Source organism: Nocardioides sp. NPDC101246, from assembly GCF_044767415.1.
GTDB lineage: Bacteria > Actinomycetota > Actinomycetes > Propionibacteriales > Nocardioidaceae > Nocardioides.
Window position 1 is genome coordinate 69,936 of sequence record NZ_JBIWNX010000014.1, and the last position, 14,580, is coordinate 84,515.

A 14,580-nucleotide genomic window follows, 5' to 3' on the forward strand; every position below is an offset into this window, starting at 1 on the left:
CGCGGCGGCCCCCCCCCCCCCCGGGGGCCCCCGCGGGGCCCCCCCCCCCCCCCCCCCCCCCCCCCCCCCGGGCCGGGCGCCGCCCCCCCCCCCCCCCCCCCCCCCCCCGGTCCGTTGTCCAGGCACCCTGGACAGGTGTGGGCGCTATCCGCCGTGGGCGAGGATCTGCAGGCCGATGACGATGAGGCCGAGCACCGCTTCGGCTCCGAGGGTGAGGAGTCGCTGCCACCACGGGAGCCTGATGCGGCGCGCGGCGATCCATCCGAACCCGATGAGCGCGAACAGGAGCGCCGCGGTCGATGCCTGCAGGGCATGCTCCGGAGTCCACACGCCGAAGTGCGCGGCGAGGAGGAACAGCATCGGCAGGACGATCGCACCGAGGGCGCTGGCGCTCACGCCGGCGGCGTGGCCGAACTCTGCCCGGGTGAGCATCCGCTCGTGCACGAGCAGGTGCGAGATGACGTCGGCGGTGAAGACGGCGAACAGCGTGCCGAGCACGGTCACGCCCAGCGTCGCGATGGCATCGAGCGCCTCGACATGGCCGTGCGACAGCAGCGAGACGACGACCGCGAGGGCGGCGAAGGTGACGTAGATGCGCTCCTTGAGCTGCGCGGCGCGGGCCTCGCGGCTGCCTTGGGCCTCAGTCATCGGGTTGTCCTCTAGGAGATGAACTGCGGATGCGAGCGGGGCCTGGCCGGGGACTCCCACCCCGTGCCAGGCCCCGTCTCAGTGCCGAATCAGGATAACCGGACGACGCTGCTGCTCAGCTCACCGGCGCAGGTGCGCCCACCAGCCCGAACAGGTCCTTCGGGTCCTCGGGCTCGGCGACGAGGTCGATCTCGGTGAAGTGCCCGGTCTCCCTCGCGCTCTCGCGCAGGTGGCGCAGGGCGGAGAAGTCCTCGATCGCGAACCCCACGGAGTCGAAGATCGTCACCTGCTCGGCCGCTGTGCGGCCGCTCGCCGCCCCTGTGATCACCTGCCACAGCTCGGTCACCGGGAAGTCCGGCTCCTGCAGCTGGATCTCGCCCTCGATCCTGGTCTGCGGCGGATGCTCCACGAAGACGGGCCCGCGCCGCAGGATCCGGGGGTCGAGCTCGGTCTTGCCGGGGCAGTCGCCGCCGATGGCGTTGATGTGCATCCCCGGCGTGACCCACTCGTCGAAGAGGACCGTCGCGCAGGCCTTGTCAGCGGTGCACGTCGTGACGATGTCGCTGCCCACCACCGCATCCTGAGCGCTCACGGCCGCGCGGACCCGGAACCCGAGCGCCTCGAGGTTGCGTACGGCCTTGGCGACGGCACCGGGATCGGTGTCCCACACCGAGACCTCCTCGATGCCGAGGACCGCACGGTGCCCCATCGCCTGGAACTCCACCTGGCTGCCCGCACCGATGAGCGCCATCCGGGCCGAGTCGGGGCGAGCGAGATGGCGGGACGCGAGCGCGGAGGTCGCCGCCGTACGCAGCGCGGTGAGCAGGGTCATCTCGGCCACCAGCACCGGGTAGCCGTTGTCCACCTCGGCCAGGGCGCCGAACGCGGTCACCGTCTGGAACCCACGCGCTGGGTTGGACGGGTGACCGTTGACGTACTTGAAGGCGTACAGCTCCTTGTCGCTGGTGGGCATCAGCTCGATCACGCCGATCGGCGTGTGGCTGGCGAGCCGAGGCACGAGGTCGAAGCTGGGCCAGCGCCCGAAGTCCTCCTCGATCGTGCGGGAGAGCTCATCGATGACGCGCTCCGCGCCCAGGGACCGGATCCACATCGCCATGTCGGCGACTCCGACGAACATGGTCAACGGATGTCTTCCTTCCAGTAGTTCTGTGATGGTGACGGGCTCATCGCTCGCTCCCCGCGAACTCAGCCCGAAGCTGTGCGACCCGCTCCGGCCGCCACTGCGGCCCGGGGGCGGAGGAGAGCAGCATCTCGGTGTAGGCATGCTGCGGATCGCGCAGTACGTCCTGGGTGGCGCCGCTCTCGACGACCTTCCCGCGGTACATCACCAGGACCTTGTCGGTCACCTCGGAGACGACCGCGAGATCGTGGCTGACGAAGAGCAGGCTGACCCCGGTGTCGGCCCGGATCTGGTTGAGCAGCGCGAGGATCTGGGCCTGCACCGACACGTCCAGGGCGGAGACCGCCTCGTCGAGGACGAGCACGGACGGCCCCACCGCGAGCGCCTTGGCGATGGCCACCCGCTGCCGCTGTCCGCCACTGAGCTGATGCGGATGCGAGTCGGCCAGGATCGGCTTGAGCCCGACGCAGTCGAGCAGGTCGGAGACCCGCGTCGTCCGGTCCTGCCTCGACTCCTCGGGCCGGTGACGCCGCAGGACGTCGTCGAGCGCTGCCCGGACGGTGAGGCGGCGGTCGAGGGAACCGTAGGGATCCTGGAACACCATCTGCACCTCCTTCGCCCGCTCGAGGCGACGACGCGATCCCCGGACCCGACCGGTACGTTCCCGGCCGGCGACGCGGATGGTGCCGGAGTCCGGCGTGGTGAGGCCCACGATCATCCGAGCCACCGTGGTCTTCCCCGATCCGGACTCCCCGACCACGCCCAGCGACTCACCGTGCCCCAGCTCGAAGGCGATGTCCTGGGCGGCGGTGACCACCGGTCGCCCCTTGCCGGTGGAGTACGTCTTCGTCAGGCCGTCCACGGCCAACGTCGCCGTCATTTCGATGCTCCTGTCGCCAGCTCTTCGGGTCGTTCTCGGGGCGCGCGCTCGGGCAGGCGCGGGGTGGCCTCGGCGAGCGAGCGGGTGTACTCCTCGGCCGGGTCCACGAAGATGGACGCGCCCGGCTGCTCGTCGACCACCCGGCCGTCCCGCATGACGTAGACCCGGTCGCAGTACGCCGCCGCGAGCAGCAGGTCGTGGGTGATGAACAGGACGCCGAGCCCGCGCTCGCGACGCAGCCGCTGCAGCAGCGCCAGCACCTCGGCCTGGGTCGTGACGTCGAGCGCGCTCGTCGACTCGTCGGCCAGCAGCAACGACGGGTCCACGCTGAGCGCGGCCGCGATGGCGACCCGCTGGAGCATGCCGCCGCTGAGCTGGTGCGGATACTGGCGCAGCAGGCGTTGCGGGTCCGGCAGACCGACCTCCTCGAACAGCGCCAGGAGCCGGGCGGTCGCCTCGGCCCTGGGCACGCCGTGGACGCGGACCAGGCGTTCGGTGGCGGAGTCGCCGATGCGGCGTACCGGATTGATCGCGGAGCGCGGGTCCTGGAAGATCATCGCCGCCTTGCCCTTCCGCACCTCGCGTACCTTTCCCGGGTCGCACGAGAGCACGTCGACGCCGTCCACCGTCACCGAGCCGGTCGTGCTCGCGCCGTCCGGGGTCAGCGCGAGCGCGGAGCGCGCGGTGGTGGACTTGCCCGAGCCGGACTCGCCGACCAGGCCGACCGTCTCTCCGCTGCGTACATGCAGCGAGACGTCGTCCAGGATCTGTCGTGGGCCCTGGTCCGTGGGGACCGCGAGGGATAGACCTTCGATGTTCAGCAGCACAGGGATCACTTCCTGACGGCGAGTTGGTCGGCAAGCCGGACGCCCACGACGTTGGTCGCCACGACGACGAGCGCGATGGCGAGCCCGGGGATGAGAGCGGGGCCGAAGACGCCCTGGATGACTCCGTTGCGTGCCTCCGAGACCATCAGGCCCCAGTCCGAGCTCGGGGGCTGGGACCCGAATCCGAGGAAGTTGAGCGCGGCGAGGCTCATCATCCCGTCCCCGAACATGACGACCAGGTAGCCGAGCAGGGTGGGCATCATGTTCGGCAGCAGGTACCGCACGCAGAGCGCGATGCCACCGACACCTTGGAGCTGGTAGGAGTCGATGTAGGGCCGGGCCATCTCGCTCAGCGCCACGGAGCGGGTGAACTTCGCGATCGTCGGGACGAAGGCGAGACCCATCCCGATGATCGAGGTGAGCGCTCCGGTGTCGAAGACGGCGATGATCAGGACGACGAACAGCAGCCCGGGGAAGGCGTACATGACGTCGGTGACCCGAGCCAGCACGGTGTCGACCCAGCCCTGCTTCCAGGCCGCGGTGATGCCGATCGTGATCCCCAGGACGGAGGCGAAGGCCAGTAGTGCGAGCGCACCCAGCAGGGTGTCGCGCGCGCCATCGACGATCCTGGAGAAGATGTCCCGGCCGAGCTGGTCGGTACCGAGCCAGTGCTCGGCACCTGGCGAGACCCAGATCGCGCCGAAGTCGGTCTCGGCCGGGTCGTAGGGGGTGACCCACGGCGCCAGGACCGCCGCGGCGATCACGACGCCGAGCACGACCAGGCACAGGTAGTAGATCCAGGGCCGGCGGCGGCGTGCTCGCGTGTCGTCGAGCCCGAGGGTGGTGATGGCTTCGGTGGTCATGCGGCATCGCTCCTGGCCGTGATGCGTGCGTCGATGAGCGGGTAGACGAGGTCGATCGCGGTGGTGACGAGCATGTAGGCCAGCACCATGTAGAGCATCACGGCCTGGACGACCGGGAAGTCGTGCGCGTTGATGGAGTCCACCAACAGGCCACCGACGCCGTTGAGGCCGAAGACCGACTCGATGACCACGGTCCCGCCGAGCATGCCGGCGATCAGGAGACCGCACATGGTCAGCACCGGACCCACCGAGTTGCGGAGCACGTGTCGCCACACGATGACCCGTGACGACAGGCCGTAGCTCGTCGCGGCCTCGACGTGCTCGGCCTTGAGCTGCTCGATCATCGACTGCCGGGTCACCCTGCTCACCACGGCGAGCGCGCCGAGTGCGAGCGCGATCGCCGGCAGGGTCAGGTGGTGGAGCCGGTCGGCGAACCCGTCGCCGTCACCGGTGACCGGGAACCACTCGAGCTGGACACCGAAGACCGCGATCAGGCCCAGAGCGACCACGAAGTGGGGCACCGAGGTGGCGAAGGTGGTCGCGCCGGTGATGATCGAGTCGGTGCTCGTGCCCCGCTTGAGCGCGGACAACGCTCCGAGCAGGACGCCGATCACGATGAACATCACCGCGGCGAGCAGGACCAGCGTGATCGTGACCGGGAGCTTCGTACGCATCAGGTCGAAGACCGGCTGCTGGTAGACGAAGGACGTCCCGAGGTCGCCGTTCAGGACACCGCCCAGCCAGTGCAGGTACTGGGACAGGAACGGATCGTCGAGGTGGTACTCGGCACGCACCGCGGCGATCTTCTCGGGCGTGATGTTCTCCGGGTTGCCGATCAGGAAGGTCACCGGGTCACCGGGGGCGGCATAGAGGCTGCCGAAGATCACGAACGAGGCGGCCAGCAGGGTCACGAGCATCACCCCCAGCCGTCGTAGCAGGGCAACCATGGTCAGTTCCCCTTCGAGCCGAGGTCCGCGGCCCAGGGGTAGTAGCGGAAGGAGCCGGAGGCCGGGACACCGGTGACGTCCGCGGAGAACGCGACCGTCGCCGGGCTCGAGAAGGCGCTGATCCAGGGCATCGTCTCCGCCCAGCGCTGAGAGAGCTGGATCGCGATCTCGGCCCGCTCACCCTCGTCGGTCGACGCACGCGCCTGACCCACCAGCGCGTCGTACTCCTTGTCCTTCAGCAGCCACTGGACCTCGGAGTCCGAGGCACCGTTCTTGTAGAAGCCCACCGGGTCGTACTTGGAGACGAAGTAGTCGTCGGCGAACAGGTCGGCGCGCTCCCGCAGGGCGGGGTCGCTGTAGTAGTCGCTGTACTGCGCGGTCGGGATCCGCACGATGCTGGCCTGCAGACCGATCGACTTGGCAGCGCTCACCGCCGCCTCGGCGAGTGCGCTACGAGTGGGCGAGCCGTCGGTGGCCACCACGATCGGGGTGGTGGAGCCGACCTCCTCGACGAGCTCCTTGGCCTGCTGGATGTTCTTCTCCGACAGCTCCGTGGGCGACCACTCGAGCGCGTCGTACGCCGCCTCGAAGGTCTTCTTCTCGTAGCTCCACGCGCCGGAGCCGACCGGCTCCTTCCACGGCTGGCCGAGGCCGGAGAGGCCGGCCTGGTTGGCGCCCTGGCGGTCGAAGGCGAGCGAGAGGGCGTGCCGCAGGCGTACGTCGGCGAGCCCGCCTCGCTCGGTCACCATCATGCTCCACACCCGGGTGTCCTCACCTTGGGCCACGGTGATGTTCTCGTCCTGCACCAGGCGGCTGGCGGCCGAGAGGTTCTCCAGGTAGGTGCCGGTGGCGTCGCCGGTGACCAGCGAGTTGACGATCGCGTCGTCGCTGGCCCAGCGGAAGGTGATCTGGTCGGTCTTGGCCGCCCGCTCGCCGTTCCAGTAGTCGTCGGCCTTGGTGAGGACGACCTGCTTGCCCGACTCCCAGCTGCTCAGCGCGAACGGACCGGAGCAGGCGTCGGTGCCCTTCGTGGTCCCGTAGTCGGCGCCCTGCGCCTCCACGAGCTTGCGGGAGAGCACCACGCCGGCGTCGCCGGCCAGCGCCTGGACGAAGACCGCGTCGGACTGGGTCATCGTGAAGGTGACCTCGGCGGCGCCCGTCTTCTCGACCGAGCGGACGTTGCCGAACTCGTCCGACTCGGCCGCGTCGTCGGCCATGTGGCGGCGCATGCTCCACACGACGTCGTCGGCGGTCATCGGCGAGCCGTCGTGGAACACGACGTCGTCGCGCAGGGTGAAGACGAGCTCGGTGTCGGAGCGCCACTCGTAGTCGGTCGCGAGGTGCGGCTGTACGTCGAGGCCGGGCTGGAGCTGCATGAGCCGCTCGCAGACGTTGGACATGATCAGGTCGCTCTGCGACGTGGCGGCGTCGGCGTCGAGATCGAGCGACGGCGGCTCCTTGGGCATCATCCAGGTGGCCGACTCGAGCTGCCCGTCGGCGGCCGGGGTGGTGTTGGCGAAGGCGATCTTCTCCTTGGTGGCCTCGGCGTTGCCGGCGCCGCCGGAGGATCCGCCGCAGGCGGCCGCCGAGAGAGCGACCACCACCGCGGTCGCGGTGAGCGAGCTCTTCCGAAGAGTCTTGGGGGTCATGGTGTGTCCTAGGCGTAGAGGTTGAAAGGGATGAGTTCGTACGGGTTCTCGCACGGCGTTCCGCCGGCGATGTAGTAGTCGCCTGTGGTGAGGTCGACGCAGCTCGAGAGGATCGTCGACCACCGGTCGAGGGGATCCAGCTGCTGATCGGGGTGCGCGCAGAGCGAGTCGGGACGGCCGAGGTGATCGGACATGGCCGAACGGATCGCGGTGCGCACGTCGACGGACTTCTCCGCCGTCGCTGCCGCTCGGAGGCCGGCGCGCGCTTGTGGCACACGCAGCAGCGAGTCGGACGAGAAGGGCCGATGGTGATCGGCGAGCTGTGGGGGCACGAAGGCCTGGTAGTGGTTCCCGTGCACGATCGCGCCGTCGCGGGCGTACTCCCAGCCGTAGGCGCCCGGCGTGGTCTCCAGGTCGACGGTGAAGCCGGAGCGGTCGGTGAGCAGTGCGTTGCTGGCGATGTGCGCCTGGGTGTGGACGAGCACGTCGAGGGCCTTGGAGATGGTGGGCGAGTCGAGCACCGCCCGCCGAACGACGGTCTGGGGTACGCCGACGCGCTGGTCGAACCGGCCGCCCAGACCGTTGGCGTTGAGCGCGATCCCCGCGGAGCTGGCCCCGTGCCTCCCGATCTGGCCGGCCTCGACCTGCATGATGAGGGTCGGTTTGGGTGGCTGCACGATCCGCAGCACGACGACGGTGCCACGGACGGCGTGGCGCCAGTCCCAGTTCTGACCGGCGTAGACGTGGCCGTCACCGGCACCCTCGTCGGTGAGGGAGAACGAGGTGCAGCCGTCGGTCTCCTCTCGGGTGTGGCTCGCGGGATCCTGGGCACGGTTCCAGTTGTCGTAGATGAGCTCGCCGCGGCAGTTCAGCGCCAGGATCTCCTCGAAACGCACCTCTGCTCCCCTGGCGATCCCACGCATGTCCTCCAGGAGGTCGGGGAAGTCCCGCTGGATGAGGGGCTCCCACTGACGTACGTAGCGCAGCGCCTCCTCCCAGCTGAGCCGCGCCTGGCGCTGGAACGCCTGGCGGTAGTAGGCGATCCCGTCGGCGATCAGATCCGCGGCCGCGGCGCCGTACTGGACTCCTCGCTCGAACGGGGAATCGCCCGAGAGTTCGATGACCCGGGGGGTCGGCATCTCCATACTCCTGACTCTGCGCGCCCCCATTACAGGGAGCGCCAATCCTGTATCGTTTGATTCATGACTGGGCGAGACGATACACACAATGTGGTTTCTGTAACAGATGCTTCAACAAATCCGGCGATTGTTGAGCTCCGTTCACGGATCCGGGAGCACTGGGACGACTTCGCACCCGCCGCTCAGAACGTGTGTCGCGTGCTCGCGGAGATCACGCCCGAGCAGCTGCTCTTCATGTCGGCCGCCGAGCTCGGCAGCACCACCCGGACGAGCAACGCGACCGTCGTCCGCACCCTGCAGGCACTCGGGTACGCCGGCCTGGCCGAGCTCAAGGGCGGGGTGGCCGGTCCGTTCACCTCCTCGACCGCGCCCGACGTGCGCGCGCGCCGCCGGATCGAGGCGACGGGCGGCAACCTCGAGAACGTCTGGGAGCGCGTCACCACCGAGGCGATCGAGCGGATCGACCTGCTGCGCCACTACCACTCCCCCGAGGCGTACGCCGCCGCGGTCGAGCTGATCCACGGCGCTCGTCAGGTCGCGACCTTCGGGTTCGGCGCCTCGTCGGTCGTCGCCGAGCAGCTCGCCCTCAAGCTGCGCCGTGTGGGCCGCTCCTCGCGCCCTATCCGCGGTTCGGGCTTCCAGCTGGCCGACGAGATGCTCTCGATCGAGCGCGGGGACGTGCTGGTGCTCTTCGCCCCGGGGCGACTCCCCCGCGACACCCAGGTGCTGCTCGACCGCGTGCGTGCCGTCGGAGCCAGCTCGGTCCTGGTCACCGACGAGCTGCTCGAGCGACTGGAGGACGTCGTCACCGTGACCATCCACGCACCCAACACACCGACCGGGATGACCGCGGAGACGTTGAGCACCATGGCCGTGGCGGACGCCCTCGTCCAGGGCGTGGCGGCCTTCGACATCGAGCACGCCGTGCAGACGTCCCACACCCTCACGACCATCCGCCAGCAGCTGGGGTTCTGAGATGCGATCAGTGGTGCTCTACGGCGACAGCATGCTGGCCCGCTTCACCAAGCCGCGCATCGACGCGCTCGAGAAGCGGCTCGACCGGGCGACGGTGCACAACTGCGCAGCGGGCGGATGGACCAGCGACGACTGCGCCAGGCGGGCCTCGGTCACCGCGCGGCTGCGGCCGGACGTACTCGTGCTCTCGCTCGGCATGAACGACTGCGCTCCCTGGAAGCTGGTGCCACAGGACCGGTTCGAGGCGAACGTACGGACCGTTCTCGAGCACTTCGAGGGGTCCCGGATCGTCGGGTTCCTGCCGCCCCCGGTGGTCGAGCAGGAACGCCCCGGCCTCGGCACCCGGACCAACGAGGTGCTCGACCGCTACCGCGACTCCCTGCGCGACCTGGTCGGCGCCTCGGCCTGCCTGGAGACGGGCGACCTGCTCTGCGGCACACCCGACGGGACCCTCGAGCCCGACGGCGTCCATCTGACGTCAGTCTCCTACGACGCCCTTACGCCGTTCCTGGCAGAGCTGGTCAATGCTGCGATCGCAGGCAGCGATGGAACGTCTGTTACGAACATGGGCGGTGATGTATTGTCTGCTTCATCATCCCCTGCCTAGGAAGAGCACCCGTGACGGACACCCAGCAGAGCAAGTCGACCTCAGCGTTCTACCTCCGCGGCGGCACGCCGTTCTTCGCCTCCCAGTACGACCAGCGGCTGCTCTACTGCCTCTACGTCCCCCGCGACCTCGACGAGACCGAGGCCCCGTTCCCGCTCGTCGTCGCCCAGCACGGCACCGCCCGCACCGCGGAGCGCTACCGGGACGCGCTGCGCGGTTTCGCCGACGCCAACCGGGCGATCGTGCTGGCCCCGCTCTTCCCGGCCGGGATCATCGACCCCGACGACTTCCACAACTTCAAGTTCATCGAGTACCGCGGGATCCGGTTCGACCACGCCCTGCTCGCCATCGTCGACGAGGTGGCGGCGCGCTATCCGATCGCGGCCGACCGGTTCTACCTCCACGGGTTCTCCGGCGGCGGCCAGTTCGTGCACCGGTTCCTCTACCTGCACCCGGACCGGCTGGCCGGCGTGTCGATCGGCGCGCCCGGTCGGATCACGCAGCTCGACGACAGCCTGCCGTGGTGGCTCGGCACGCAGGGCATGCGTGAGCGCTTCGGCATCGACGTCGACATCGACGCCATCCGCCGGGTTCCGATCCAGATGGTCGTCGGGGACGAGGACACCGACACCTGGGAGATCAACAACCGCGGCGAGTCGAACTGGATGGACGGCGCCGAGAAGGCCGGATCCACCCGGATCGAGCGGCTGCAGACCCTCCAGCGCAACTTCGCCGAGCACGGCATCGACGTACGTTTCGACACGGTCCCCGGCGTCGCGCACCGCGGTTCCCTGATCCTGCCCGCGGTCGAGCGCTACTTCGGCGAGCTCATCGCCGAGTCCCGCGCACACGCGGGCTGACCACCGCAGGTCCGGAGGTCAGCCCGCGATCGTGCGGTGCGGCAGCACGACGGGCGCCCCGGTCGCCTCGTCGGTCACGATCACACCCTCGACGTTGAAGACGTCGCGGAGCAGGTCGGCGGTGACCACCTCCGCGGGCGGACCTTCGACCAGAAGACGACCCGATCGCATCGCGACGATGTGGTCGGCGTACCGGCAGGCGAGGTTGAGGTCGTGGAGCACCATCACGATGGTGCGTCCGTGCTCGCGGTTGAGATCGGCGACGAGCTCGAGGACGTCGAGCTGATGCGCGATGTCGAGGTACGTCGTCGGCTCGTCGAGCAGCAGCAGGTCGGTCTCCTGGGCCACGGCCATCGCGATCCAGGCGCGTTGCCGCTGCCCGCCGGAGAGCTGGTCGACGTCACGGTCGGCGAGCTCGAGCATGCCGGTCGCGCGCAGCGCCTCGTCGACGGCTAGGCCGTCGCTCTCGCCCCACTGCCGCCACCAGGACTGGTGCGGGTGGCGGCCGCGGGCGACTAGGTCCCGGACCGTGATGCCCTCGGGCGCGACCGGCGACTGCGGGAGCAGGCCGAGGGCGCGGGCGACGTCGCGCGAGGGCTGGGAGGTGATCGACTTCCCGTCGAGCAGGACCACGCCCTCGGTCGGCCGCAGCAGCCTCGAGAGGGCCCGCAGGACGGTCGACTTGCCGGAGGCGTTCGCGCCGACGATCACGGTGACCTTGCCGGCCGGCACGGCGAGGGAGAGCTCGCTCACCACCTGCCGGTCGCCGTAGGCGAGACTGACCTGTTCCGCCCGCAGACGGGACTCGAGTGCGGATGCGCTCACGATGGGACTCCGTTCGTTCGGCGCCGCTGGAGGAGATAGAGGAGGTACGGTGCGCCGACCAGCGCGGTGAGGACGCCGACGGGCAGCTGCACCGGGAGCGCGGTGCGTGCCACTGTGTCGGCGCCGAGGACGATCAGGGCGCCGGTCAGGCCGGCGAGCAGGGGCGGGATGTCCGGGACCCGGGCGACCCTGCGGGCGACCTGGCCGGAGACGAGCGCGACGAAGGCGACCGGACCGGCGGCGGAGGTCGCCAGGGCGGCCAGGCACACCGAGACCACGAGCAGCGTCACCCGGACCCGGTTCCCGCGTACGCCCCACGCGGTCACCAGGTCCTCGTCGAAGATCAGCGCCCGGTTGCTGTGCGCCAGCACGAGCACGACCGGAACCAGGACCAGCAGCCCGGCCGCGACCGGGGCGGCCTCGTCCCAGCCGCGGGCGTTGAGGCTGCCGGTCAGCCACACCGCGGAGCGCTGCGCGTCGTAGACGTCGATCCGGGTGAGGAGGTACTGGGTCACGCCGGTCAGAGCGGTGGACATCGCGATCCCGACGAGCAGCACCCGCCTGCCGCGGAGCGATCCGTCGGCGGCGAGCAGCGCGATCAGCGCCGCCGCGGCGAGGCCGCCGACCAGGGCGGCGAGCGGGATCGGGACCGCCCCGATCGCACCGCCCAGCGCACCGGCGGCGATCACCGCGACCACGCCGACCGAGGCGCCGGCGGCGATGCCGAGGACGTCGGGACTGGCCAGCGGATTGCGCAGTACGCCCTGGCTCAGCCCACCCGCGATCCCGAATGCCACACCGACCACGAGCGCGAGCACGACCCGGGGCAGCCGGACCTCGCGTACGGCGTAGACGGTGTTCTCCGGACCGCTGCCGCCCAGCGCCTGCCACAGGGCCGACGGGGAGGTGTTCTCATCGCCCAGGCTCAGTGCGAGCGCGGTGAGCAGGACGAGCAGGATCGCCGTGGTCACGGTCGTGACCACCACCCGCCGGCGCGGTCGCACCCGGGGCAGCAGCCCGGCGAGGGTCGTCGCGCTCATGTGCCACCTCCCTCGGTCCGAGCCCGGCGGGTCAGCCAGACGAACAGGGGCGTGCCCAGGATCGCGGTCACGACCCCGACCTGGACCTCGGAGGGTCGCGCGATCACCCGGCCGATGACGTCGGCGGTCAGGAGCAGCAGCGGTCCGAGCAGGGCGGACATCGCGAGTGCGCGGCGTACGTCGGAGCCGACCAGCAGCCGGGCGGCGTGGGGAACGATGAGGCCGACGAACACGATGGGACCGGAGAGGGCCACGGCGGTCCCGGAGAGCAGTACGACGGCCACGCCGCCGAGCGCGCGGGTGCGCTGCACGTGGACGCCGAGGCCGGCGGCGGTGTCATCGCCCAGGGCGAGAGCGTTCAGCGACCCGGACACGACCAGCGCGACGCCCACACCGGCCAGGATGACGACGGCGGCGGGGACGAGCACGTCGGCGTCCCGGTTGCCGAGCGCGCCGACGACCCAGAACCGGTACTGGTCCATCGTCGAGGCGTCGAGCAGCACGATCGTGGAGACGACCGCACCCAGGCAGGCGGTGATCGCCATCCCGGCCAGGGTCATGTTGACCGGGGTCAGCCCCTCCGGGGAGCGCTGCGCGAAGGCGTACACCGCGACGGTCGCCGCCGCGGCACCCAGGATCGCGACCAGCACCTGGGGCACTCCCCCGCCGATGCCGAAGAGCGCGCCACCCACGACGATCGCGACCGCGGCGCCCGAGGAGATGCCCAGCAGGCCCGGGTCGGCGAGCGGGTTCCGCGTCACCGCCTGGGCCAGCACGCCGGCGCTGCCCAGCGCCGCGCCGACCAGCAGCCCGAGGAGCGTACGTGGCAGGCGGAGCTCCCAGATCACGGCCGAGGCGACCCGGTCGGTCCCGGTCAGTCCGGCGAACGTCTCGGGCAGGCTGAGCACCCGGGTCCCGACCAGCAGGCTCAGCAGCAGCGCGACGACGAGCAGCACCAGGGCGGCCGCGAGCGCCACTCCGAACGGCGTACGCCGCGCCGGTGCCGTTCGCACCGGCGCGGTCCGCACTCCGCTCACGAGAGGTCGGCGGCGATGGCCTCCAGGTCGTCGAGCACGAGGTCCGCGCCCTCGACACCCAGCCCGAGGTACCACGTCTCGTCGTCGATCTCCTTGACTACGCCGCCGTCGGCGACCGCCGGCACCTCGCCCCACAGCGGGCCGTCGACGACGGCGGCCTGCTCGGTCGCCCTCGGGTCGCCGTAGGTGCCCCACAGGAGCCACTCGCCCTCAGCGCGGGTGATCTCCTCCGAGGAGATCTCGACGGCGAGCTCGTCGATGTCCTCGGTCTTCGGGCGGGGCAGGCCAGCGTCGGCGAGGATCGTGCCGATGAAGGAGTCGTTGCCGTAGAGCCGGATCCGACCGGCCATGAACCGCAGCATCGACACGGTGGGCGCGACCTCGTCGTTGGCGGCGACGACCTGCTCGCCGACGGCGGTGGCGCGCTTCTCGTAGGCGGTCATGAGCTCCTCGGCGCGCGTCTCCTCGCCGACCGCGGCGGCGTTGAGGAGGAAGTTCTCCTTCCACAGCACGCCCGGGCGGGGCGCGAGCACGGTCGGGGCGATGTCCTGGAGCTGCTTCTTGAGCCCGTCGTCGTCGATCCGCAGGGAGGTCCCCAGGATCAGGTCGGGCTCGAGGTTCTTGATCTGCTCGAGGTCGAGGGCGTCGTAGGCACCGAGGTCGACGGCGTCACCGACCTCGAGGTAGTCCGGCGCGATCGAGGTGTCGGCGGGGTGGGCGATGCCGACCGGCTCGATGCCCAGGGAGATCATGTTGTCGAGCTCGCCGGTGTCGAGCACGATCACCCGCTCGGGCTTGGCCGGGATCTCGGTCTCCCCGACCTTCTCGTTGGTCACCATGTTGCGTACGGCCCGCGGGAACTCCCCCGGCTTCGCGTCGGTGCCCAGCTTCGCCGCCATCTCGCGGACGTCGTCGAAGCCCTCCTGCCCGGTCGCGACGTTGGACTGGTTGCCGCCGCCCTCCGAGGTCTCCTCCGCCCCGCACCCGGCGAGAACGGTCACGGCGAGGAGAACGCCGGTGGCGAGAACGGTGGTGCGACGCATGCAGGAACTCTCTTCACGAAGGGGCCGTGCGGTGGAGCACTCCCACGGCACGCCCGACAACCCAAGGCGAGGTAAGCCTAGCCTAATGATGGGATCGGG

15 protein-coding genes are annotated in these 14,580 nt (G+C 70.4%); 3 read left to right on the forward strand and 12 right to left on the reverse strand.

From position 1 onward, the window contains the following. Nucleotides 1-144: 144 nt before the first annotated feature. From ACIRON_RS23625 to ACIRON_RS23660, 8 genes are all read right to left on the reverse strand, one after another. On the reverse strand, nt 145-648 hold the full coding sequence (locus ACIRON_RS23625) for a hypothetical protein (protein ID WP_402996035.1): 504 nt from the start codon (nt 646-648) through the stop codon (nt 145-147). Nucleotides 649-763: 115 nt separating this feature from the next. After that, the gene (locus ACIRON_RS23630; protein WP_402996261.1) at nt 764-1,786 is read right to left on the reverse strand and encodes an ornithine cyclodeaminase; all 1,023 of its coding nucleotides are present in this window, start codon (nt 1,784-1,786) and stop codon (nt 764-766) included. A 46-nt stretch (nt 1,787-1,832) separates the two neighbouring features. Further along, nucleotides 1,833-2,669: an ABC transporter ATP-binding protein gene (locus ACIRON_RS23635; RefSeq protein WP_402996036.1), complete on the reverse strand. Its 837-nt coding sequence runs from the start codon at nt 2,667-2,669 to the stop codon at nt 1,833-1,835. Then, the gene (locus tag ACIRON_RS23640; RefSeq protein WP_402996038.1) at nt 2,666-3,496 is read right to left on the reverse strand and encodes an ABC transporter ATP-binding protein; all 831 of its coding nucleotides are present in this window, start codon (nt 3,494-3,496) and stop codon (nt 2,666-2,668) included. Before ACIRON_RS23640 ends, ACIRON_RS23635 begins: the two co-directional genes overlap by 4 nt. 5 nt (nt 3,497-3,501) lie before the next feature. Further along, a complete protein-coding gene (locus ACIRON_RS23645) occupies nt 3,502-4,359 on the reverse strand; it encodes an ABC transporter permease (RefSeq protein WP_402996040.1) in 858 nt (285 codons plus the stop codon). Beyond that, nucleotides 4,356-5,306 (reverse strand): ABC transporter permease, encoded by a 951-nt coding sequence (locus tag ACIRON_RS23650; protein ID WP_402996042.1) that lies wholly within the window; start codon nt 5,304-5,306, stop codon nt 4,356-4,358. Before ACIRON_RS23650 ends, ACIRON_RS23645 begins: the two co-directional genes overlap by 4 nt. A 2-nt stretch (nt 5,307-5,308) precedes the next feature. Beyond that, nucleotides 5,309-6,955 (reverse strand): ABC transporter substrate-binding protein, encoded by a 1,647-nt coding sequence (locus ACIRON_RS23655; RefSeq protein ID WP_402996044.1) that lies wholly within the window; start codon nt 6,953-6,955, stop codon nt 5,309-5,311. A gap of 8 nt (nt 6,956-6,963) precedes the next feature. Further along, nucleotides 6,964-8,094 (reverse strand): C45 family autoproteolytic acyltransferase/hydolase, encoded by a 1,131-nt coding sequence (locus ACIRON_RS23660; RefSeq protein ID WP_402996046.1) that lies wholly within the window; start codon nt 8,092-8,094, stop codon nt 6,964-6,966. A gap of 198 nt (nt 8,095-8,292) precedes the next feature. Here ACIRON_RS23660 and ACIRON_RS23665 point away from each other — a divergent pair, with 198 nt between their 5' ends. Genes ACIRON_RS23665 through ACIRON_RS23675 form a run of 3 tightly spaced genes read left to right on the forward strand, consistent with a single transcriptional unit; the run spans nt 8,293 to nt 10,536 of the window. Next, entirely contained in the window at nt 8,293-9,069 is a 777-nt protein-coding gene (locus ACIRON_RS23665) for a MurR/RpiR family transcriptional regulator (RefSeq protein WP_402996048.1), read from the forward strand. A 1-nt stretch (nt 9,070) separates the two neighbouring features. Then, complete coding sequence (locus ACIRON_RS23670; protein ID WP_402996050.1) at nt 9,071-9,676, forward strand: SGNH/GDSL hydrolase family protein; 606 nt, start codon at nt 9,071-9,073, stop codon at nt 9,674-9,676. 11 nt (nt 9,677-9,687) lie between these two features. After that, complete coding sequence (locus ACIRON_RS23675) at nt 9,688-10,536, forward strand: alpha/beta hydrolase (RefSeq protein ID WP_402996052.1); 849 nt, start codon at nt 9,688-9,690, stop codon at nt 10,534-10,536. 18 nt (nt 10,537-10,554) lie between these two features. On the opposite strand, the gene ACIRON_RS23680 is transcribed toward ACIRON_RS23675, so the two are convergent. From ACIRON_RS23680 to ACIRON_RS23695, 4 genes are read right to left on the reverse strand one after another with little or no spacing between them, the layout of a single operon-like run. Then, entirely contained in the window at nt 10,555-11,361 is an 807-nt protein-coding gene (locus tag ACIRON_RS23680; protein ID WP_402996054.1) for an ABC transporter ATP-binding protein, read from the reverse strand. Continuing rightward, entirely contained in the window at nt 11,358-12,401 is a 1,044-nt protein-coding gene (locus tag ACIRON_RS23685) for a FecCD family ABC transporter permease (protein WP_402996056.1), read from the reverse strand. The genes ACIRON_RS23680 and ACIRON_RS23685 overlap by 4 nt, the downstream gene beginning before the upstream one ends. Further along, nucleotides 12,398-13,414 carry a FecCD family ABC transporter permease gene (locus tag ACIRON_RS23690; RefSeq protein WP_402996058.1) on the reverse strand — a complete coding sequence of 339 codons (1,017 nt, stop codon included), beginning with the start codon at nt 13,412-13,414 and terminating at the stop codon, nt 12,398-12,400. The genes ACIRON_RS23685 and ACIRON_RS23690 overlap by 4 nt, the downstream gene beginning before the upstream one ends. Before the next feature lie 20 nt (nt 13,415-13,434). Then, on the reverse strand, nt 13,435-14,481 hold the full coding sequence (locus ACIRON_RS23695) for an ABC transporter substrate-binding protein (RefSeq protein ID WP_402996059.1): 1,047 nt from the start codon (nt 14,479-14,481) through the stop codon (nt 13,435-13,437). Nucleotides 14,482-14,580: the final 99 nt, after the last annotated feature.

Bases quoted from the DNA above. Each gene is read 5' to 3' on its own strand.
- ACIRON_RS23655 (WP_402996044.1), bottom strand. From the start codon at position 6,955: ATGACCCCCAAGACTCTTCGGAAGAGCTCGCTCACCGCGACCGCGGTG.
- ACIRON_RS23645 (WP_402996040.1), bottom strand. From the start codon at position 4,359: ATGACCACCGAAGCCATCACCACCCTCGGGCTCGACGACACGCGAGCA.
- ACIRON_RS23635 (WP_402996036.1), bottom strand. From the start codon at position 2,669: ATGACGGCGACGTTGGCCGTGGACGGCCTGACGAAGACGTACTCCACC.
- ACIRON_RS23695 (WP_402996059.1), bottom strand. From the start codon at position 14,481: ATGCGTCGCACCACCGTTCTCGCCACCGGCGTTCTCCTCGCCGTGACC.
- ACIRON_RS23660 (WP_402996046.1), bottom strand. From the start codon at position 8,094: ATGCCGACCCCCCGGGTCATCGAACTCTCGGGCGATTCCCCGTTCGAG.
- ACIRON_RS23670 (WP_402996050.1), top strand. From the start codon at position 9,071: ATGCGATCAGTGGTGCTCTACGGCGACAGCATGCTGGCCCGCTTCACC.
- ACIRON_RS23685 (WP_402996056.1), bottom strand. From the start codon at position 12,401: ATGAGCGCGACGACCCTCGCCGGGCTGCTGCCCCGGGTGCGACCGCGC.
- ACIRON_RS23650 (WP_402996042.1), bottom strand. From the start codon at position 5,306: ATGGTTGCCCTGCTACGACGGCTGGGGGTGATGCTCGTGACCCTGCTG.
- ACIRON_RS23630 (WP_402996261.1), bottom strand. From the start codon at position 1,786: ATGTTCGTCGGAGTCGCCGACATGGCGATGTGGATCCGGTCCCTGGGC.
- ACIRON_RS23625 (WP_402996035.1), bottom strand. From the start codon at position 648: ATGACTGAGGCCCAAGGCAGCCGCGAGGCCCGCGCCGCGCAGCTCAAG.